Below are 20,943 nucleotides of genomic sequence, written 5' to 3' on the forward strand. Positions count from 1 at the left end.
TTACTTAATATAGAAAACCGAACAACCAAAGCGGGATCATGTTCCCCTCCCCGATCTCGGTCTTATCGACAGCATAGTACATATCCGGATTGTTCTTCACTTTCATGCTTTCCTCGATCCGGAAATTATACATCGTATTCACCAGAAAGTGGGCGTTCTTGTTTCCTTCATTCAGCTTATTGTCTTTCAATAGTTGGTTATAAAAGAACGACTCACGCACCGCCCCGGCATTTACCTCCATCGGACGGATGGGGTACATCAGGTTCGAGTTATACATATATACCTTGGAGGGTTTCTTCGGAAAGGATTCGCCCACCGGATACAGCATATTCATCAAACGGGCATCCGTCAAATACTTGATATAGTTCATCACGGTGGCCCGGGATGTCTCGATATCCTTGCTCAACTGACTCACGTTTGGGGTACAAGGAGCGCTCGTAGCCAATAAGTAGAGTAGTTTGCGTAGCTTTGGCAGGTAGCTTTGTTCGATTTGTTTTATGTATAACACGTCCACCTCTAGCATCATGTTCATGGTCTTCAGCAGGTTCTCGGAGAAGTTGCGCTTTTCCAAGAAGAACGGATAAAAACCATGATGGAGATAATCTTGGAAATAAGCCATCGGCCTTACGACCGAGCAAATACGTTTGGCGATTTCCTGATGATTCTCTAATACCTCATCGAACGTGTACGCGGGAAACTGGTTCCCCGACATCAAGTTCAAGAACTCACGGAACGAGAACCCCCTGAGGTTATACGATACCACCTTGCCGGACAAGTCCGGATTCTCCTCTTTCAGACGCATCACCGACGAGCCGGAGAAAACGATCTTCAAGTCCTCGAAATTATCATAGCAATACCGCAACTCTCTCGACCAGTTGGAATACTTAAATACTTGGTCTATCAACAACACCTTTCCGCCTTTAGCCCGAAACTCGGCGGCGAAATCAACGAGTGTACGCTCCGTAAAATAGAAATGATTTAAATTAATGTATAAGCATTCCTTATTATCGGCACCAAAATATTCACGGGCATAGTCTAACAAGAAAGTGGTCTTTCCGACTCCTCGCGAACCTTTAACACCGATCAACCGATCCTCCCAATTGATCTCATCCATCAATCCCCTTCGTACCGGAGAATACAGATGCTCTACCAGATATTTATGTGTTTTAAAGAATGCTTCCACCTACATAATTGGTAATTGAAAATTTGGAATTACCGATGCAAAGATAAACATCTTTTCTCATTTGCAATGCGGAGATTGCAATTTTATTGCAAAAAGTAAAGTTCAAACTAACAATTGCCTATCAACGTATTCTGTCTCGTAAAGACGGAGCGCACTCCAGTCCTTACGAAACAAAAGATATTATTCAATGATCGAGATCCATCCGTAAGTATCCGGCTCGTCGCCATACTGGATGGCACGTAGCTTATGATATAGTTTCTCGCAAACAGGACCCGGTTTGCCATCTTTGGCGATAACAAAAGATTTGTTCTCATCCAAATCGTCGATTTGTGAGATCGGGGCGATAACCGCGGCGGTACCACACTCGGCAGCCTCGTCGAACGTAGCGATCTCCTCGAAAGGAACCGGACGACGCTCTACCGTCAAGCCCATATCCTCGGCCAATTGCTGCAAGCTCTTGTTCGTGATAGAAGGCAAGATCGAGTGGGATTGCGGAGTGATATAGCTATTGCCACGGATTCCGAAGAAGTTAGCCGGACCGCACTCATCCAGATATTTCTTTTCTTTCGGATCCAGATACAATACGGCGGCGTATCCCTTGGAATGAGCGATCTCGCCAGCTACCAAGCTAGCGGCATAGTTACCACCGACCTTGATCGTACCTGTCCCGTTAGGAGCCGCACGGTCATACTCACGAAGCACGCACACCTTCGAGGGCTGGAATCCACCCTTGAAATACGGACCTACCGGAGTGACAAATATCATAAACATATATTCGGGAGCCGGCTTCACACCCACCTGAGCGCCCAAGCCGATCATCAGCGGACGAATATATAAAGCGGCACCGCTCTCATAAGGAGGAACAAAACGCTCGTTCAATTTCACGACCTTACGTACAGCTTCCTCGAACATCTCTACAGGCAACTCAGCCATCTTGATACCCCGGCTGGAAGATTGCATACGTTTAGCGTTCTCATCCATACGGAATACACGGATCTTACCGTCTTTTCCACGGAAGGCCTTCAAACCCTCGAAAGACTCTTGTCCGTAATGCAAGCAAGTAGCGGCCATGTGAATATTGATAATCTCGGATGAAGAAACTTCCAACTCACCCCATTTGCCGTCACGATAGTAGCATCTTACATTGTAGTCTGTCTTGATATAACCAAATCCCAGCTCAGACCAATTTAAATTTTCCATATCTATACAATTTGCTGTAATTAGTTTAAAATTAACAAATTACACTGTTAATAATATCGCTCAAAAGCAAAAACGCCCATAGCCGTCGCTATGGGAGATTTTGTGTACCGCAAATATACGCTAATTTATATATAGTTCGGCCTATAAACTAAAAAAAGCAAACGGAAGGCCACGGCTTTTTCATTTAACATTTCGTTAAAGTGGGGTTTCTTGTAAATTTTAACATGCGCTTTTGTTTTCGGTGGAAGGATTCCGGAAAACACGTACGACCTTTCCGGAAAACACGTACGACTTTTTCCAAAAACATGTACGTGTTTTCGCAGAAAGATTATCCTGTTTTTTAATTACTGATTATCAGATTCTTATACACAATTTTCTCTCGTAAACTTATTGTGCGGAATTTCACTTGAGATTCATGCATTCCGGCCTGCCGAAACGGATGGGTAAATGAAAGAGCCGTGGCATGGATATATACAAATAGCGGATTAAAATCTATGTTACCAAGATTTTTGCTACATTCGCGTCAAAAATAATTAAAATATGAAAGTCATTGATCTGATAAGGGATAGTAAGAGTACCGCTTTTTCTTTCGAGATATTACCGCCGCTGAAAGGTAACAGTATCCAGAAGGTGTATAATGTAATTGACAAGTTGAAGGAATTCGACCCTAAATACATAAATATCACCTCCCACCATAGCGAGTTCGTCTATAAAACCTTACCAGACGGAAGTTTCCAGAAAGTAAACATCCGTAAACGTCCGGGCTCCGTAGCGATCGCTTCGGCTATCCAGAATAAATACGGTATTCCTGCCGTACCCCATATTATATGTAAAGGCTTTACGAAAGACGAGACGGAATACGCTTTGATCGATTTGAACTTCCTTGGCGTAAACAACCTCTTAATATTAAGGGGAGATATAAAGACCTTAGAGGCCTCCCAGCAAAACCCGGAGTTATACCACGATCATGCGACTGATTTACAGCAGCAGGTAAATCATTTCAACGAAGGTATCGCGTTAGACGGTTCCAAGATAGACGGTATAGAGACTCCCTTCTCGTACGGCATGGCTTGCTATCCGGAGAAACACGAGGAAGCACCCAATATGGAATCTGATATCTATTACTTAAAGGAGAAAGTAAAAAATGGCGCTGAATATCTGGTAACCCAGATGTTCTTCGATAATGAAAAATATTATGCGTTCGTGGATCGTTGCCGTGCGGAAGGTATCACGGTTCCCATCATCCCCGGTATCAAACCGATCGTTTTCAAGAACCAATTAACGGTTCTTCCGAAGATATTCCGTGCGGATATCCCGGAGCCTTTCGCAACAGAATTACGTAAATGTAAAGATGATGCGGAAGCGAAAGAGGTGGGTGTGGAATGGTGTATACAGCAGTGCAAGGATCTGATCGCTCATGGTGTACCGAGCTTACATTTCTACACAATGATGGCCTCGGATAGCGTTTACAAAATAGCGAAAGAAATTTATTGAAATACAATAGGGGTTTTTGTACGCTGAGTTGTCTAATAGAAGTACACGATTGAACAATCATGTGCTAAGTATGGTTATTTTTAAAATTCTAAGGTAATGAAATACATATTCTTTATTGGACTTGACTTGGTATTGTATCCGTTCTTAGTTTTACTCTACATATGTCAATTGATATTTACAAAACCTCGCGCTTTTTGATATCTGAATACTTTTCCGTAACTTCGTTCATTATTCTATAGAAAAGGAAATATCTCATGTATTTTAAAGATATCATCGGGCAAGAGGAAGTGAAGGAACGGTTGAGACAATCGGCTCGGACGGGGATCGTACCCCATGCACAGTTATTCACAGAGCAAGGGGGAGCCGGGGCGTTTCCGCTGGCTTTGGCTTACGCCCGTTATCTGAATTGTACGAACCGGACGGACACGGACGCTTGTGGACGTTGCCCGTCATGCCTCAAATATGACGAATTGGCACATCCCGATTTACATTTTGTATTCCCGATCGTAGCCAAGAAAGAGAAAAAGAAAGAGGTCTGCGATGATTATCTCAGTGAATGGCGTGGGTTCCTCAAAGAACATCCCTATTTCAATATGGATGAATGGCTGGATTATATCGAGGCCGGAAACTCACAAGCCATCATCTATTCCAAGGAAAGCGATGAGATTATCCATAAACTGAGCCTAAAGATTTATGAGGCGGAATATCGTATCTTGATGGTTTGGTTGCCGGAGAAACTGCATCCTACTTGTGCCAATAAGCTTCTGAAAATCATAGAGGAGCCTCCTATGAGAACGGTTATCCTTATGGTATCCGAGACTCCGGATCTTATCCTCGGGACCATCCAATCCCGTGCGCAACGCATCCACATCCGTCCCATTGAGACCGATGCGATCATGAATGCCATGGTATCCCGTTTCGGGCTTTCGCCCGACGACGCTAAACACGTCGCTCACCTCTCCTCCGGAAGTTTTATCAAGGCGATGGAGGCGATTAGCTTGGGCGAGGAAAATAAATTCTTTCTGGAGCAATTCAAGGCCATGATGCGAAACTCATGGGCACGAAACGTAAAAGGCATGAAAGCGATGGCAGACGTCATGGCAGGGATCGGACGGGAGCGACAGAAGAACTTCCTCTCCTATTGCCAGCATTTGATCCGGGAGAACTTCATGTACCGGTTCCAATCACCCGAACTTAATTATATGAATCTAGACGAGGCAAGCTTCTCTGTTAAGTTCTCACCTTTCGTGAACGAACGAAACGTGATCGATTTGATGGAAGAATTGGCGAAAGCGGAACGCCATATCACACAGAACGTGAATGCCAAGATGGTCTTTTTTGATTTATCCTTACGAATTACCGTACTAATCAAAAGATAAGTCTTCAGATTTTCTTGTTACGCCAATTTCCTTTCCACAGATAGAAGAAAGAAGAAAGGATCATGATATTATATACATACTCCGTAGTCCAGCAAACCGCCACGTCCGCACGCAACCATACAGCGACATACAATATATATAATACGTACACGAATATGCTAGCCATATCGATTTCCAGCGCACGTCGGGTATTGCCTGTTCCTGATACGCTAAAGAAATAAATAAAACCGGGAACGGCAAAGAGATAAGAGGACAGCATCACCCACAGCGAGGGGATCGAGTTAGCGATCAAATCCGGGTTATCCGTATAAATACGCAATACGGTAGACGGGAACATCGCGATCAAGATACCGATCGGTAGCACGAACGCATAGCATAGCCCGATCATCCTCCGGCAAAGCGGAAGCACCCGGTCCGACTCCCCGGCGCCGATCAAGTTACTTACCAGCGAGCTGTTCGTGGAGGCGAAAGCATTCACGAACATAAACAGGAACGAGGAGATGCTACGTACCACATTCGTAATCGCCAAAGGCCGCTCACCCAGATGCTCCATAGCGATAAAGAAGATAAACCATCCCCCAAAAGCGATCCCATGCTGGATCATCACCCAGATAGAGACACTCAGTATTTGTCCCAGCATCCTAAAATCCACTCTCGTAAAACGGAACAGACCATATTTTTTATAATCTATCTTCTTCCAAGTATAAATCACGAAGAACAATACGGAAACAGCTTCCGAAATCGAGGAAGCGATAGCGGCACCCGCTATCCCCAAAGCGGGGAACCCGAACTTACCGAATATCAAGATATAGTTCAAGACCACGTTGGTAAGCACCATCACCACCGAATTGGCCGTCAAGATCTTCGTATTCGTCGTACTCACGTAAAACGCACGGAACATCACCGCTATAAAAGAGAAGAAGAACCCGTACACCCGCCAGTCCAGATAACTCATCGTCGCCCGATACACCTCTTCCGAGCCGATCATCCGGTGGAGCAGATAGGGCGTAAGCAGATTAGAGGCCGTAAACAACACCGCCGCCAGCAAAAAAAGGAATAGCCCGCCTTGCGTGAAAACCTCGCCGATCCGTTTATACTCCCCCTCACCGTTACGACGTGCCATCAGCACCTGAGCGCCTACACTGAAACCAAAGCCCAGCATATAAATCACGAGATAATAGACTCCTGCCAAGGCGGAGGCACCTAGCTCGACCTCGCCGACACGTCCCAGATAAGCGGTATCCGTCAATCCGATCATATGCTCCATGAGCAAGCTGATTAATACCGGATACGTGATCTTTAGAATTTGTTTGTTCGTATATCGCATGATGAATCTTAAATAAAAGGGAGGCAAAGGTAGTAATAAGATGCCAGTCACACAATATTACCCCATGCGATCCGTTTCTTATCATATTACATTATTATACGAAGAGATATGGTTACAAAACTCATCATGGCCTGTATTTTGTCCGCTACGCTATTGAGCTGCAACGGGCAAAACACAAATACGATCAACTACGCTACCGTCGAACCCCTGCATATCAATCGTTTTGACAAGGATTTATTCCGGCTGATCGATACGGAAGATACCACCTTGCAACCCGAACTAATCAAACAATACCCGGAAATGCTGGATATCATCGGGAAAGGCATATTAAACCTGCAAACCATCGAGACTCCCGGCTTCTTCGAGAAAATGCGGAATTATTACTCGGAGCCTACCTTGAAAGGCTTGTATCGTGACGCTATCACCCAATATGCTTCCGTGGAGGATATCGAAAAATCCTTGGGATACGGATTCGCCTATCTAAAGGAGAATTTCCCCTCGATGCAGATCCCTGCTATCTATATGCATGTATCCGGTTTCAACCAGAACGTATTGGTAGGCGATAGCCTGCTTTCCCTTTCCATCGATAAGTACATGGGAAAGGACTATCCCTTGTATCAAGATTTCTTCTATGACTCCCAGAAATTGAAAATGCAACGTGGACTCGTGGTCCCGGATTATCTGGCGGGGTGGCTCATGTCCGAATATCCTTTCGCGGGAAAAGAGAACGTATTGCTGGACCGGATGATTTACGAGGGAAAAATCAAATACCTGCTCTCGCAAGCCCTAGGCGTTCCCGATGCCGCCGAGCTAATGGGATACACCGAACAGGCCTACAACTGGTGCAAGGACAACGAAGGAACAATCTGGAAAGCAATCATCGAGCGCAAGCATCTTTATACCCCGGATCAACTGACAACTTCCCAGTATTTCGAGGATACCCCGGCCATTTTCCCCGAGAACGACGCTCCCGGGAATATCGGGACTTGGATAGGCTGGCAGATCATCAACCAGTACATGAAGGAGACGGGATCTACCCCGGAGGCGTTGATGCAAAACAACGACGCCCAAGAAATCCTAACCGCCTCAAAGTACAAACCCCTATAAACAGGAAAACCGCCCTATTCTCACGAACAAGACGGATAACCTAATCTAACTTAATTCTAATACCATGAAAAACACTATATCTTAATAACAAGGCTTTTTAAAAAAGGTTCAATGGAATGAGATTTTAAACCTCTTATTTACCTTGGTTGTTGTAACAGGAAACGAAAACAAGGTGAGTCCGATGGATAATGATCTCTTAGATATAACAAAATTGAGGCGCTGGCGGATCTGGAAATTGAAACTTATTGACGCCAGACTTTATTTTGTAAGCATTTTCGTGGGATTGCTGACCGGGTTGGTAGCGGTACCTTATCACTATCTGCTCCAACAGTTATTCAATAGCCGGAAACTTTTTTTCGACGGTCATTACCCTTGGTATTTCCATGTTTTGTTCTTCTTCACGCTATGGGGTATATTGCTTTGCGTGAATTGGATGGTCAAGAAGATGCCGCTGATTACCGGTGGGGGCATTCCCCAGACACGGGCGGTTATCAATGGCAGGATCACTTATAAGAACCCATTGACACAATTAATCGCCAAGTTCACGGGAGGGATATTAGCGATCAGCGCCGGCCTGTCCCTTGGTCGTGAGGGGCCGTGCGTACAGATCGGATCTTACGTGGGGAATATCATTTCCAAATGGGGACACGTATTGGCAGGAGAGCGCAAGCAACTTTTGGCCGCCGGCGCAGGTGCCGGATTGGCCGCCGCTTTCGCCGCTCCCCTCGCTTCCTCACTTTTGGTGATCGAGTCCATCGAACGGTTCGACGCTCCCAAGACCGCCATTACCACCTTGCTGGCAGGGGTCGTGGCGGGAGGCGTAGCGAGCTTGATTTTCCCCTTCAACCCCTACTCGCAGATTAGCGCTATTGCCCCGCAGGCTACTTTTATAGATCAACTGAAGTTGTTCTTATTTCTGGCCGTGGTTATTTCCGTCTTCGGGAAAATTTACTCGATGTTTACCCTTTGGTGCAAGGATTTCTTTACCAGACTGAAGCATCCTCCTTATATGAAGATGTTGTACCTGCTTATCATAGCGTATACGATCTCATTGACGGAGATCGATTTGACAGGAGGAGGCGAGCAATTCCTTATCATGCAAGCGATGCATGGATATCACCCCGTTTTATGGATAGCGGCGATGATGCTCATCCACTTGATATTCACGTCTCTCTCTTTCTCCTCCGGACTGCCGGGAGGGAATTTCATCCCTACACTAGTTACCGGGGGATTGTTCGGGCAGATCATCGCCTTATTATTGGTGAAGTATGGTTTCATTGAAACGGAGAGCATCAGCTATATCATGTTAATCAGCATGGTAGGTTTCTTGGTGGCGGTAGTCCGGACACCACTGACGGGTATCGTCTTGATTACGGAGATAACCGGGCATCTGGATGTATTCTACCCCTCTATCATTGTCGGCGGGCTTACGTATTACTTCACGGAAATGCTACAGATAAAGCCCTTTAACGTGGTTCTCTATGACGAGATGATCTCGACTCCAGCCTTCCGTACCGAAGGGCGTTCCAGCCTGTTCGTAGAGATCATGACAGGTGCCTATTTCGACGGGAAGGAGGTAGATCACCTCACCCTCCCCCAACGTTGTATCATCAAGACTATTCACCGGGATCGCAAGGACTTGGCTCCCGCCGGACAGACTCTTATCCCCGGTGATCAAGTAGAGATCGAGATCGATTCGCAGGATATCGAGAAGCTGTATGAGCCGCTGATTAGCATGGCGAACATCTATTAATCGCAGACCTGCCAATCGCCTCGAAAAGAAATGCCACACCAAGAATCCCCCGGTGTGGCACATCAACAAAACGCTACATTATCAGAAGTTATATTGAGCGGAAACATTAAGTCGGTTGGCGTGGCGGGTCATATCGTTGAAATCGGTACGCCAGCCTCTCAAGTACTCGGCGCCGACTTGCAGATTAGCGTTCACGTTCCAGAAAATGTTGGCTACCAAGTATTGACCGTAGCGGTATTGATCCGACGGGGTAACCGGGTAATCATTCTCGCTGTATAAACGAGTCTGGCTATAGGTGCTGGAGACGAATACCTTCGGCGTGATATTATACTGCAAGCCAGCGTACCAACCCATCATCGGAAGCACTTGCATCTTGCCTTTGGCCTCGGGGTCCGGAACCAGATCTACGTCCAGATTACTGATATCATTCAAGAACTGGCTGATACCCCGGCCGTAAGTAGCCTGACCGTAGAAGTTCAGCTTGCTCGTCACATTGAACGTAGAGGCGGCAAACACGCCCCATCCGGCCTTAGACTCGGCCCGTTGCGCCACCAAGTTCTCATACGTCATATTACGTACGATACCAGCTACACGGATATGGCTGCTCTTATTCCAAGCGTATTGGATATAGGCAGGGAAGTTCGGCATACGTTGGTTACTGATATTCACGCTTTGGTTCGTGATGCCATCCACCACAGGCATCTCGATACCTACACCCGCTTTCCATCCCTTACCGAAAGCACGCTCATAGCGTAACAGGGTGGCACGGCTGAAAACCTGTCCGGCAGGCCCCGCATAATCGATCGAGGGCGGAAGGGCGGCCAGATCCATGAAGGTACTATAATCGTAACCCATCGTGAAACCAAGGAAAGACACATAGGCGTTCTGGAGCTCGAAGACCTTGCTGCCTCCCCGGAAGTTACCCGCCGTATACACGACGAAATCCCCGAGGTGTTTGGTACGACCCACTAATTTCAAGAATATCGTACTGGTAGTAGCGTCCATCTGGAACTGGTTACGGACGTAGTTCTGCCCACCATTCGGGATCATGGACGGATAGAAATCGACATCATCCGAGATCCCGCCGAAATCATACTCCGCCGTAGCCTTCACGTAACCGCCGATACCCAAGGCGAAACGTCCCTTACGATCGGTCAATACGAAGCGGGGGGCTTTCGGGTCGTGGAAACGAGGGCTCTGCGTCTCATTCATTATCCTCACGATTTCATCACCTGCCTTGTCTTGGCTGACAAGGACTATCGAATTTGGCGCGTCATCCTCGATGACCACCTTTTGAGCCTTAGCGGGAGCCGATAAGAATCCCATACCTAGCAGTAATACTGCTCCTTGTACAAATAGTCTCATAAATGTGTTTTGTTTAGATTAATTACCTACCTTGAACAAGGCTATAAAGAAAAGGTTCTGATTTTAACAACCCTACGAGCACTTTTTCCACCCTATTGCCCGTTCAAAAAATATTCATATATTTGCGGAATATATTACTTGGGATGAGAAGATTTTTATTGTTCATACTCACTGTTCTTTACCTCGGGGTTTCCTCCGGGTTTGCGCTGAATTACCATTATTGTATGGGTAAGTTGGCGGAGGTGAGTTTGCAGTATCTTGACACTTGCCCCAGTTGTGGTGAGGCGGGCACGTCCCATAAGTGCTGCTCTACCGAGACGGAATATGTTAAGTTATCCGTCGATCAGGATGTGGCGAATACGCTCGTGCAATTGTCCGCTCCTGTCGCTGTAGTTTTGTTGTTCGATCTACTCGACTCCTATAAGATCGCCGGGCGAGACGAGACAACACGTTCCAATCCCTTTATTAATCCACCCAAGGAGAATAGCGCTATCCCGTTATTCGTCCATCATTGTACTTTTTTGATTTAGCGTATAGGCTTCCTTTTTAAAAGGCGATTTACGTCTGTTTACGCACGAGTACCGGCGTAATCTATTGCGAGTACTGGAGTAAAGCATCACGAGTACTCATGTGATCGCTAGCCTTCAAAGACGAACAAATAAGCGTTCTCATATGTTTTCAAATCATAAAAGCTCATTCAAATGTTAAACAGAATCATTCGTTACTTCCTTGAGAACAGGGTGGTAACCTTACTTTTACTAGTGCTGATTATCGTATGGGGCATCTCCACGTCCCCCTTCAATTGGCACGGGGGGATCATTCCCCGGAATCCGATTCCGGTAGACGCCATCCCCGATATCGGCGATAACCAGCAGATCGTGGCCACGGAATGGATGGGCCGCTCGCCGAAGGATATACAGGACCAGATCACTTATCCGCTGACCACCTCTCTTTTAGGTATCCCGGGAGTGAAGACGATCCGTAGTTCCTCCATGTTCGGGATGTCCTTCATATACATTATCTTCGATGACGATATAGAGTTCTACTGGAGCCGTTCCCGTATATTGGAGAAGCTGAACTCCCTGCCTCCGGGAACCTTGCCGGAAGGCGTACAGCCTACTTTGGGACCGGACGCTACCGCCCTCGGGCAGATCTATTGGTATACGCTGGAAGGACGGGACCCCAAGACCGGTAAACCTACCGGAGGCTGGAACGCCGAGGAGTTGCGTACGATACAGGATTTCTACGTCAAGTACACCTTATCCTCCGCCGAGGGGGTATCCGAGGTTGCCTCGGCGGGCGGTTTCGTGAAGGAGTACCAGATCGAGTTGAACCCGGATGCCATGTATGCCTTCAACGTCTCCGTGATGGATATCATGAGCGCCATCAAGAAGAGCAACCTCGATATCGGCGCCGAGACGATGGAGATCAACAAGGTGGAGTACCTGATCCGGGGCTTGGGGTATATCAAGAATGTAAAAGATATAGAGAATGCCGTCATCACCGTTCGGGAAGGCGTACCGGTTCGCATATCGGACGTGGCGTTCGTGAATATCGGCCCCGGAACCCGACGGGGAGGGCTGGACAAGGAGGGTGTGGAGGCCGTGGGCGGAGTGGTCGTAGCCCGCTATGGCTCCAACCCCTTGGAGGTTATCAATAACGTAAAGGCGAAGATCAAGGAGATGGAGCCGGGATTGCCCCAAAAGGTACTGGCGGACGGGACGGTCTCCAAGGTAACCGTCGTGCCGTTCTACGACCGTACGGGGCTTATCAAGGAGACGATCGGGACGTTGGAGACCGCCCTCTCCCACGAAATATTGATCTGCGTGATCGTCATCATCGTGCTGGTACTCAATCTGAGGGCCTCTATCGTTATCGCCAGTATGCTACCGATAGCGGTGCTCGCCACGTTCATCATCATGCGTTATACGGGGATAGCGGCGAATATCGTGGCTTTATCGGGCATAGCGATCGCCATTGGCGTGATGGTGGATGTAGGGGTCGTCTTCGTGGAAAGTATCATCCGTTACCGGGAGATGCCCGAGAACAGGCATATACAGGGGGGAAAGGCGTTTGTCAACCTTATTTATAAGGCGGTAAGCGAGGTGTCCGGGGCAATCAGCACAGCGATGATCACGACGATCGTCAGCTTCCTCCCCGTCTTCACCATGGAGGCGCAGGAAGGGAAGATGTTCTCGCCTTTGGCCTATACCAAGACATATGCTTTGGCTTCCGCCTTCGTGCTGGGATTGATCTTGCTTCCTTCCCTATCGTATTGGTTATTCTCGATAAAGATCCATTCAAGGCTGATACGGAAAATACTGAATTACCTGTTGATCGTGGCCGGAATCGCCTTACTTATTATTTATGGAAGTATTCCGGCTATCGGGCTAACGGCAGTCGGGGTGAATAATCTATTGTCCGGTTATTGGAAGAAGCCTCAAATGAGCACTTATATCAATATCGGTATCACCCTCTTTGTCACGATCTATTACCTATCCGAGGAATGGTTGCCGATGGGGCCGCAAAAAGGGATGCTCGCCAATATATTGTTCGTGGCGGGTTGCGTAGCCATCATCCTAAGCATCCTGTGGCTGCTCGTTATTTATTATGAGAGGATATTGCGCTGGTGCTTGGATAACCGCTGGAAATTCATGTTGATTCCGGGAGCTACCATCGTATTCGGTTTCTGGATATGGAGAGGCATCGGACAGGAGTTTATGCCTAGCCTGAACGAAGGTTCTTTCCTACTGATGCCGACTAGCATGCCGCATTCCGGTATCGAGCAAAACCTTGATTATATAGAGGCGCTCGACAAACGGCTGGCCTCTATCCCCGAGGTGGAGACCGCCATCGGTAAATGGGGCCGTGTAAACTCCGCCCTCGATCCAGCGCCGGTACAGATGTTCGAGAATACGATCAACTACCGTCCGGAATATATCCTAAATGAGGACGGGAAAAGGGAACGTTTCAAGGTAAACCGGCAAGGGGAGTATCTCCTAAAAGATGGAGGCGTATATAACCCCAAAGACGGTTTCCGGCTGATTCCCTCAGACAGCCTGATCCCAGACGCTAAAGGCGATTACTTCCGCCAATGGCGACCGGAGATCAAGAACACGAACGATATCTGGCAACAGATCGTGAACGTCACCCATCTTCCGGGATTGACTTCCGCCCCGAAGCTGCAGCCTATCGAGGCCCGTCTCGTCATGTTATCCACCGGTATGCGTGCCCCGATGGGTATCAAGGTGTATGGCCCGGATCTGGAGACGATCGAGAAAGCCGGAAAGGCGATCGAGAAGGCATTGAAAGAGGTACCCTCCGTTATCCCCTCTTCCGTATTTTACGACCGTGCGGTAGGCGCCCCTTATCTGGAGATCGAACTGAACCGTGAGAATATGGCCCGTTACGGCGTAAACGTGGAGGACTTGCAAGAGATATTAAGTGCCGCTGTCGGTGGCATGGTACTGACCCGCACCGTGGAAGGCAGGGAACGTTTCCCGGTGCGCCTACGCTACGCTCGTGAGCTTCGAGATAATCCAGAGGCGCTAGGTATGATCCTCGTACCGACCGCCACTGGGGCGCAAGTCCCGCTTAAAGAGCTTGCCGATATCAACTATACCCGTGGAGCGCAGATGATCCAAAGCGAGAACACTTTCTTGGTAGGCTACGTCATCTTCGACAAACTGGCGGGGAAGGCGGAAGTGGATGTCGTGAAAGAGGCTTCCCGCATCCTTGAGCAACAGATAAAGGAGGGAGGGTTGAACCTTGATCCCGGCGTATCCTATAAGTTCGCCGGCAATTACGAGCAGCAGGAGCGTGCCACCAGCCGGCTGATGATCGTCGTTCCCCTCGCCTTGTTGATCGTCTTGCTGGTTCTATACTTTCAATTCAAGACGGTCACTGCCTCACTGATCCATTTCTCCGGGGTGTTCGTGGCCTTCGCCGGAGGTTTTATCTTCCTATGGCTTTACGGACAGGATTGGTTCATGAACTTCTCCATCGCCGGAGAGAATATGCGGGATCTTTTCCAGATGCACACGATCAATCTGAGCGTGGCAGTCTGGGTCGGTTTTATCGCCTTGTTCGGTGTGGCTACGGATGATGGGGTATTGATGGGAACCTACATCCATCATGTATTCCTCGAGCGAGCCCCCCGCACCAAGCACGATATCCGGGAAGCGGTAGTAGCCGCCGGACTGAAACGGGTACGCCCAGCGGCCATGACTACAGCCACTACCCTGATCGCTTTACTCCCCGTACTTACCTCTACCGGTAAGGGGGCGGATATCATGGTACCGATGGCTATCCCTACGTTCGGAGGAATGCTGATCCAGAGTATGACCATGTTTGTCGTTCCCGTCCTGCAATGCTGGTGGCGGGAGAACGCTATAAAGAAAGAACAAAAGAATAAAATTCAAGAGGAGGTAACGACTTATGAGATATAAAAGAATCAGATCAATCATCATGGCAGGTGTACTGGGGATGCTAAACGTCCTTTTCGCTTACTCCCAGCCGGCCGATAGTTTAGGCTATTATCTGGAACTGGCGGCACGTAACAATCCGCAGATCAACGCCGACTTCTCCCTGTATAAGGCATCTTTGGAGAAAGTCCCGCAAGCCGGAGCCTATCCGGACCCGGAACTGGAGATCGGTTTCTTCCTGAAACCGATGGAGATCTTGTCCGGAAAGCAAATAGCGGATTTCACCTTGATGCAAATGTTCCCTTGGTTCGGTACCCGGAAGGCGGCCCGCAACGAGGCGACCGAGATGGCCCGGATGGCTTACGAACAATTCCGTAACAGTCGCAACAACCTGTATTACGAGGTGAAGAGTCAATGGTACCAGCTTTGCAATATCAGCGAGCAGTATAAAAATACGCAGGCGAACCTTCGTCTGCTAGACCAGTTGGAACAGTTGGCATTGAACCGCTTCTCCGCTCCGTCGGCGAAGGCGGGCGGTTCCTCCGTCCTACCCTCCCCCGTATCTTCTGCTCCATCGACTCCTCCCGCCGTATCCGGTGGAGGTATGTCGGGTATGGGAGGCAGTAGCATGGGAAGCCCTACGGTACAAAGCACGGGAGCATCCGGTAGTACGATGTCCGGAATGTCCGGCGGTAGCCCTATGGGTGGAGGCTCTATGGGAAGTGGCAACTCCATGGGCGGAATGTCGGACGTACTGCGAATCCAGATGGAGAAGGTAGAACTGGAGAATACGCTAGCCTCCTTGTTATCGCAACGGAAAACGGCCGAGGCTGCTTTTAATACGTTGCTCAATCAGTCGCTAGCTACCCCGATTTCCGTCCCCGACTCGTTGGAACGGCTTCCTCTCTCATGGGGTGAGTCGATGGCTCTTGACAGCGTCATCTCCAACAACCCCATGCTTACCATGCTGGAGGCGGAAGGAAACGCTTACCGAGCCAAGGCGGAGATGGACAAGAAAATGAGTTACCCCATGCTAGGTATCGGCCTCCAGTATTCCTTGATCGGGAAGAAACCGGAAGATATGTCTATGGGCTCTATGTCCGGTATGAACGGAAAGGATATGTTCATGCCCATGCTAAAGATCAGCCTTCCTATCTTCCGTAAGAAATATAACGCACAGCAACGGGAAAGCAAGCATTATTGGAAATCCAGCGAGTTGAAGTACGAGAACACGATGAACCAACTGCAAGCCGAGTATATCCGTATTACCCAGCAATTGGAAGATGCCGCACGGAAAATCGATTTGTACCAGAAACAATACGATCTATCGTTGGCCACCTACCAACTGATCGTCCGGGAATTCTCGACAGGAAGTACGACCTTGACCGACGTGATCCAAGTGGAGCGACAAATGTTGGACTATCACTTGAAGAAAAGCGAAGCGATAGCGGAATATAATACCCAAATCGCCGGAATCGAGAAATTAATATCCACCTCTGTAAACGAATAAGAAAATGAAAAATATAAATGAAACCGTAAAATCCAAGTACCTGATATATATCCTGTTCCTAGCGGGCGGCCTCTTGTTGGGCTGGCTCCTGTTCCATAACTCCGATACCGACAGCCATGCGTCACAAGCGAGCGAGACCGGCACGGAAGTTCACGACCCTACGCATGGCCACGACCTCCAACAGAACGAGGCCGGCGAGTGGACTTGTTCCATGCATCCCCAAATTCGCCAAGACAAGCCGGGTAAATGCCCTATCTGCGCCATGGATTTGATCCCTGTACGTAAGAGCTCCTTCTCCGACAAGGCCATCGATCCCAACGCCATTCAGCTTTCGGAAGAAGCAGCAGCCTTAGCGGACGTACAAACCTCCAAGGTATCCCGCCAGAATCCGGTCAAGCAAGTCCGTTTATACGGCAAGATCGTACCGGACGAGCGTAGCCTGCAATCCCAAACAGCGCACGTAAGCGGACGCATCGAGAGCTTGAACGTTGATTTCACGGGTGAGACGGTACGTGCCGGACAGACCCTCGCTACCCTCTACTCCCCGGAGCTTTTCACCGCCCAGCAAGAATTGTTGGAAGCGATCCGCATGGGACAACCCCCATTGATACAGGCCGCCCGTGAAAAACTATATTTATGGAAGATGACAGATGCCCAGATCGCCGCTATCGAGAAATCCGGCTCTATCTCCCCGGTTGTAGAGATCAAGTCGAACACGAGCGGTATCGTCCTGTCCAAGCGGGTAAGCCAAGGTGATTATGTGTCCCAAGGAGCTATCCTTTTCGACGTGGCGAACCTCACGAAGGTATGGGCCTTGTTCGACGCTTTCGAGGTGGATCTCCCTTTCCTTAGCAAAGGTGATCCGGTGGAATTTACCCTGCAAGCGCTACCCGGCAAGAAGTTCTCGGGTAAGATCTCTTTCATCGACCCGATCTTGAACACGACGACCCGTACCGCCAAGGTCCGTGTAGAGGTACCGAACGCCTCTTTGGAGCTCAAGCCCGAGATGTACGCCACGGCAAACGTAAGCGCCCCGCTCCGCAACTATAAGAACGAGATCGTCGTACCGCAAACCGCTGTGCTCTGGACGGGTAAACGTGCTATCGTGTACGTAAAGCAACCGGATACGAATACCCCCGCTTTCTTGATGCGTGAGGTGGAGCTAGGCCCTTCCCTTGGTAACTCTTATGTTATCTTGAATGGCTTGCGAGAAGGTGAGGAAATCGTAACCAACGGAGTCTTCGCCATAGACGCCAGCGCACAGCTGGAGGGAAAAACTTCCATGATGAATAACGGCGACGAGCCCGCCAAGCCTATGATTGGGCATGAGGGGCATATGATGCATGCGCAAAGCGCCACGGGGGTAGCCTCCGAGCATGCCATGTTCGGTGTCAAAGGCTCTTGCGATATGTGCAAGGAACGTATCGAGAAAGCGGCAAAAGGGGTAAATGGTGTGTTATCCGCTCATTGGGACAAAGATACCCAGATGATCCATCTCCAGTACGATCCCCAAAAGACCTCCCCAAAAGCGATCAGCAAGGCGATCGCTAAAGTAGGCCATGACACGGATATGGATAAGGCGGATAAAGCCGTATATGATAAGCTACCGGCTTGTTGCCACTATAGATAAAGTATTGGACATTCGGGGGTGTGTCAAAAGTGTGAACATGGCACGCAGATAACGCTGATTGAGCAGATGACCGCAGATTTATGATATGAAAATCAATATATTATCTGCGTAAATCTGCTAAATCTGCGTGCCATAATACCAACTTTTAACACACCCTCCTTATTAGTAAAGATTCCAACGAAAAGAAGCGACTGCTTTAGCGGGAACCTCGTAGGTAAACGAACGTTCGCCGCTGTTTACCGTTATATTTTTAGTCCCGTCCGTATTATTTAGTAATACGAGCGCTTCCGTTCCATCTAAATTCTCGAAGGCGGAATACATAATCCCATCAGCCGTATACCCTTTAGAGCCGATCCGTACTGCCCCCGGTTTCACCACAGAGGATAAATGACCGATAATATAATAATGAGAATTCCGGGTAATCGTCTTATAATCCGAGCGATCGATATCCACAGCACCATAACAAGTCTGGCAACCACCCTCTCGGTTCGGTCCCCGCTCGTTGTCCAGCATCAAGTTCCATACGATAACTGCCTTACACCAGTTATTCACCGTACCCAAGGCCGTCTCCTCCATATCTTCCATCAAGCGTTTCTCTAAGTTACGTCCATCATTCCACATGCCGATAGAAGTTTCCGTAAATATTAATTCTTTATCGGGGAACTTGCCGTTTACGTTATTCAACTCCTCCCGGTCGCCCCCGTAATTATGGTAAGCGGCACCTGTCAGGAAAGAAGCGGCATTCTCATCCTCGTAGATTTTCATCGGATAGCCTTGCTGCTCCAACATATTATCGTAATTGTAATTATGGTCGAAAGCGTAGATCTTCGTCTTGAGGCCAGTCTCTTTCAGTTTAGGGCCTAGAGCGTCACGCACGAAAGAGAGTTGCTCCTCCCATCCCATAAATAAGGAAACGGAATTTCCTCGGTTCAAAGGTTCGTTTTGGGGAGTTATCGCCTCGATAGGAATCCCCTCGGCCTCCATCGCCTGTATCCATTTCACGAAATAGGTAGCGTAATCTTGATAATAGGCGGGATTCAGCTGTCCGCTAGTCCACGACTCGAACGGACGTAAATCCTTTAAGTTATCCACCTTCATCCATCTTGGACAAGTCCAAGGCGATCCCAAGATTTTTATAGAAGGGCTGATCGCCAAGATCTCCTTCAAGATCGGTATCACATACTCCTTCTCCTCGCTCTGCAAGGCGAAATTCTCGACACCCTTCGTGTCACAACAAGTATACTCACTTAAAGAAAAGTCCGAGCAGCCGATCGAGATACGGATATAGCTATACCCCATCCCCTCCGTATCAGAGAAAGTCTCTTTCAGGAAAGCTGTCCGATCCTCGGGAGCCATCCGCATCAAGTTATAGCAGGTAGAGCCTGTCACGGCGGCGCCAAAGCCATCCATCGTCTGATAGCGGACCGAAGGGTCTATCGTTATCACGGAAGGCGAGGCGGCTTGTTTGTCCCCCAAGGCGATCTCACTTCTCACGAAATCTTTCGCACGATCGTTTGTCGTGACATACACCGTTACATTGTCCGAGGTCTTCGCTCCAGAACATGCGTTCAAGCAAATCAAGACCATTAATAAAGAAAAGAGAACCATACGTATTAAATTAAATAGTTTATCGAATTACCGGGTTTCTGAACCTTTCAAGATCGCCTTCACGTGATTCTTTAAGATGTGGAAGGCAGGAGCGGCCATCGATCCATGATCATATCCGTCCAACTCATAGATATAAGTATTCTTATGTCCGGCCACTTTCATCATACGCCAAAAATAGGCGTTCTCCTCATAGCGGCCCAGCATCTCCATCTCCCGGTCGCCCGAGACGATAATCAATGGAGGAGCGTCAGGACGTACGTAAAACAAAGGGGCGAACTCGTCGATACTCGGTTGGGTATCTTTCATCCCCTTCGCCTGCCGATAAGCGAAATGGCTGATCGCATGACCGCTGAAAGGGATTAATGCGGCGATGGAATCAGCATCTATCCGGTACTTAGTCAACCACTTCTTATCCAGTCCGACCATATTCGTTAAATAACCTCCGGCGGAATGACCTGAGACAAAGATTTTACGCCTATCCCCACCATACTTCTCAATTTCGCTGAATGTCCAAGCGACAGCGGCGGCGGCATCATCGATACAATCGCTCAACGTGGCTTTGGGTAGCAGACGGTAATTTACGGCGATAACGGCTAATCCGCAGTTCTTCAATTCCTTCGGGATGAATTTGCTACCTCCCGACAAGCCGCCTCCGTGAAACCAGACTACCGTAGGGAAGTCTTTTGCGTTCTCGGGATAATAAAGATCCAATTTACAACGTTCCACCGCATATGGATTTTTCGATTGGGTATAAGAGATATCTCTGACTATTTTATAGTCTTGATCTTGCGCCGCAAGGATATTACAGATAAACAGACTAAATAGAAATAAATAGATTTTCTTCATGATATTAGATAATAGATTTAATACATCAAATTTAATATAAAAAAAGGAGTCACCCCTTACGGACTGACTCCTCTCCATCGGCTATCGCCTTCTTCAAGACGGCGGCTACCTACTCTT

General features: G+C 48.3%; 14 protein-coding genes. 8 read left to right on the forward strand and 6 right to left on the reverse strand.

What is annotated here, in order from left to right:
- Positions 1-4 precede the first annotated feature (4 nt).
- Positions 5-1,183 (reverse strand): ATP-binding protein, encoded by a 1,179-nt coding sequence (locus tag D7V92_RS17190; protein WP_009017098.1) that lies wholly within the window; start codon positions 1,181-1,183, stop codon positions 5-7.
- 180 nt (positions 1,184-1,363) lie between these two features.
- Positions 1,364-2,383 (reverse strand): branched-chain amino acid aminotransferase, encoded by a 1,020-nt coding sequence (locus D7V92_RS17195; protein WP_005858291.1) that lies wholly within the window; start codon positions 2,381-2,383, stop codon positions 1,364-1,366.
- A 540-nt stretch (positions 2,384-2,923) separates the two neighbouring features.
- Between D7V92_RS17195 and metF the strand changes: the two genes are divergently transcribed.
- A complete protein-coding gene (gene metF, locus D7V92_RS17200) occupies positions 2,924-3,877 on the forward strand; it encodes a methylenetetrahydrofolate reductase [NAD(P)H] (RefSeq protein ID WP_009017096.1) in 954 nt (317 codons plus the stop codon).
- Positions 3,878-4,131: 254 nt separating this feature from the next.
- Positions 4,132-5,256, forward strand: a complete 1,125-nt coding sequence (locus D7V92_RS17205; RefSeq protein ID WP_009017095.1) for a DNA polymerase III subunit delta — start codon at positions 4,132-4,134, stop codon at positions 5,254-5,256.
- A 4-nt stretch (positions 5,257-5,260) separates the two neighbouring features.
- On the opposite strand, the gene D7V92_RS17210 is transcribed toward D7V92_RS17205, so the two are convergent.
- A complete protein-coding gene (locus D7V92_RS17210; protein ID WP_121773368.1) occupies positions 5,261-6,583 on the reverse strand; it encodes an MATE family efflux transporter in 1,323 nt (440 codons plus the stop codon).
- A 108-nt stretch (positions 6,584-6,691) separates the two neighbouring features.
- Between D7V92_RS17210 and D7V92_RS17215 the strand changes: the two genes are divergently transcribed.
- Complete coding sequence (locus D7V92_RS17215; protein WP_008774151.1) at positions 6,692-7,690, forward strand: hypothetical protein; 999 nt, start codon at positions 6,692-6,694, stop codon at positions 7,688-7,690.
- Between the two features lie 181 nt (positions 7,691-7,871).
- Positions 7,872-9,443: a ClC family H(+)/Cl(-) exchange transporter gene (locus D7V92_RS17220; RefSeq protein WP_005866120.1), complete on the forward strand. Its 1,572-nt coding sequence runs from the start codon at positions 7,872-7,874 to the stop codon at positions 9,441-9,443.
- An 81-nt stretch (positions 9,444-9,524) separates the two neighbouring features.
- Here the strand turns inward: D7V92_RS17220 and D7V92_RS17225 are convergent, their stop codons facing one another.
- Positions 9,525-10,808 carry a DcaP family trimeric outer membrane transporter gene (locus D7V92_RS17225; protein ID WP_005858308.1) on the reverse strand — a complete coding sequence of 428 codons (1,284 nt, stop codon included), beginning with the start codon at positions 10,806-10,808 and terminating at the stop codon, positions 9,525-9,527.
- A 143-nt stretch (positions 10,809-10,951) separates the two neighbouring features.
- Here D7V92_RS17225 and D7V92_RS17230 point away from each other — a divergent pair, with 143 nt between their 5' ends.
- The 4 genes from D7V92_RS17230 to D7V92_RS17245 all read left to right on the forward strand — a co-directional run bounded on the left by D7V92_RS17230 (position 10,952) and on the right by D7V92_RS17245 (position 18,372).
- Positions 10,952-11,338 carry a hypothetical protein gene (locus tag D7V92_RS17230; protein ID WP_121773369.1) on the forward strand — a complete coding sequence of 129 codons (387 nt, stop codon included), beginning with the start codon at positions 10,952-10,954 and terminating at the stop codon, positions 11,336-11,338.
- Between the two features lie 171 nt (positions 11,339-11,509).
- Positions 11,510-15,256: an efflux RND transporter permease subunit gene (locus D7V92_RS17235; protein ID WP_121773370.1), complete on the forward strand. Its 3,747-nt coding sequence runs from the start codon at positions 11,510-11,512 to the stop codon at positions 15,254-15,256.
- 19 nt (positions 15,257-15,275) lie between these two features.
- Positions 15,276-16,742, forward strand: a complete 1,467-nt coding sequence (locus D7V92_RS17240; RefSeq protein ID WP_224202593.1) for a TolC family protein — start codon at positions 15,276-15,278, stop codon at positions 16,740-16,742.
- Between the two features lie 4 nt (positions 16,743-16,746).
- Positions 16,747-18,372 (forward strand): efflux RND transporter periplasmic adaptor subunit, encoded by a 1,626-nt coding sequence (locus tag D7V92_RS17245; protein ID WP_121773371.1) that lies wholly within the window; start codon positions 16,747-16,749, stop codon positions 18,370-18,372.
- A 162-nt stretch (positions 18,373-18,534) separates the two neighbouring features.
- On the opposite strand, the gene D7V92_RS17250 is transcribed toward D7V92_RS17245, so the two are convergent.
- Entirely contained in the window at positions 18,535-19,980 is a 1,446-nt protein-coding gene (locus tag D7V92_RS17250) for a glycoside hydrolase family 30 beta sandwich domain-containing protein (protein ID WP_121773372.1), read from the reverse strand.
- Between the two features lie 27 nt (positions 19,981-20,007).
- Positions 20,008-20,826 carry an alpha/beta hydrolase gene (locus tag D7V92_RS17255; RefSeq protein WP_057317034.1) on the reverse strand — a complete coding sequence of 273 codons (819 nt, stop codon included), beginning with the start codon at positions 20,824-20,826 and terminating at the stop codon, positions 20,008-20,010.
- Between the last annotated feature and the right edge of the window lie 117 nt (positions 20,827-20,943).

This window comes from Parabacteroides sp. CH2-D42-20 (assembly GCF_003670185.1).
Classification (GTDB): domain Bacteria; phylum Bacteroidota; class Bacteroidia; order Bacteroidales; family Tannerellaceae; genus Parabacteroides; species Parabacteroides distasonis.

Excerpts from the sequence above, each read along its gene's own strand:
- D7V92_RS17210 (WP_121773368.1), bottom strand. The coding sequence starts at position 6,583 with ATGCGATATACGAACAAACAAATTCTAAAGATCACGTATCCGGTATTA.
- D7V92_RS17250 (WP_121773372.1), bottom strand. The coding sequence starts at position 19,980 with ATGGTTCTCTTTTCTTTATTAATGGTCTTGATTTGCTTGAACGCATGT.
- D7V92_RS17230 (WP_121773369.1), top strand. The coding sequence starts at position 10,952 with ATGAGAAGATTTTTATTGTTCATACTCACTGTTCTTTACCTCGGGGTT.
- D7V92_RS17240 (WP_224202593.1), top strand. The coding sequence starts at position 15,276 with ATGGCAGGTGTACTGGGGATGCTAAACGTCCTTTTCGCTTACTCCCAG.
- D7V92_RS17245 (WP_121773371.1), top strand. The coding sequence starts at position 16,747 with ATGAAAAATATAAATGAAACCGTAAAATCCAAGTACCTGATATATATC.
- D7V92_RS17255 (WP_057317034.1), bottom strand. The coding sequence starts at position 20,826 with ATGAAGAAAATCTATTTATTTCTATTTAGTCTGTTTATCTGTAATATC.
- D7V92_RS17215 (WP_008774151.1), top strand. The coding sequence starts at position 6,692 with ATGGTTACAAAACTCATCATGGCCTGTATTTTGTCCGCTACGCTATTG.
- D7V92_RS17205 (WP_009017095.1), top strand. The coding sequence starts at position 4,132 with ATGTATTTTAAAGATATCATCGGGCAAGAGGAAGTGAAGGAACGGTTG.
- D7V92_RS17235 (WP_121773370.1), top strand. The coding sequence starts at position 11,510 with ATGTTAAACAGAATCATTCGTTACTTCCTTGAGAACAGGGTGGTAACC.
- D7V92_RS17220 (WP_005866120.1), top strand. The coding sequence starts at position 7,872 with ATGGATAATGATCTCTTAGATATAACAAAATTGAGGCGCTGGCGGATC.
- D7V92_RS17195 (WP_005858291.1), bottom strand. The coding sequence starts at position 2,383 with ATGGAAAATTTAAATTGGTCTGAGCTGGGATTTGGTTATATCAAGACA.
- D7V92_RS17225 (WP_005858308.1), bottom strand. The coding sequence starts at position 10,808 with ATGAGACTATTTGTACAAGGAGCAGTATTACTGCTAGGTATGGGATTC.
- metF (WP_009017096.1), top strand. The coding sequence starts at position 2,924 with ATGAAAGTCATTGATCTGATAAGGGATAGTAAGAGTACCGCTTTTTCT.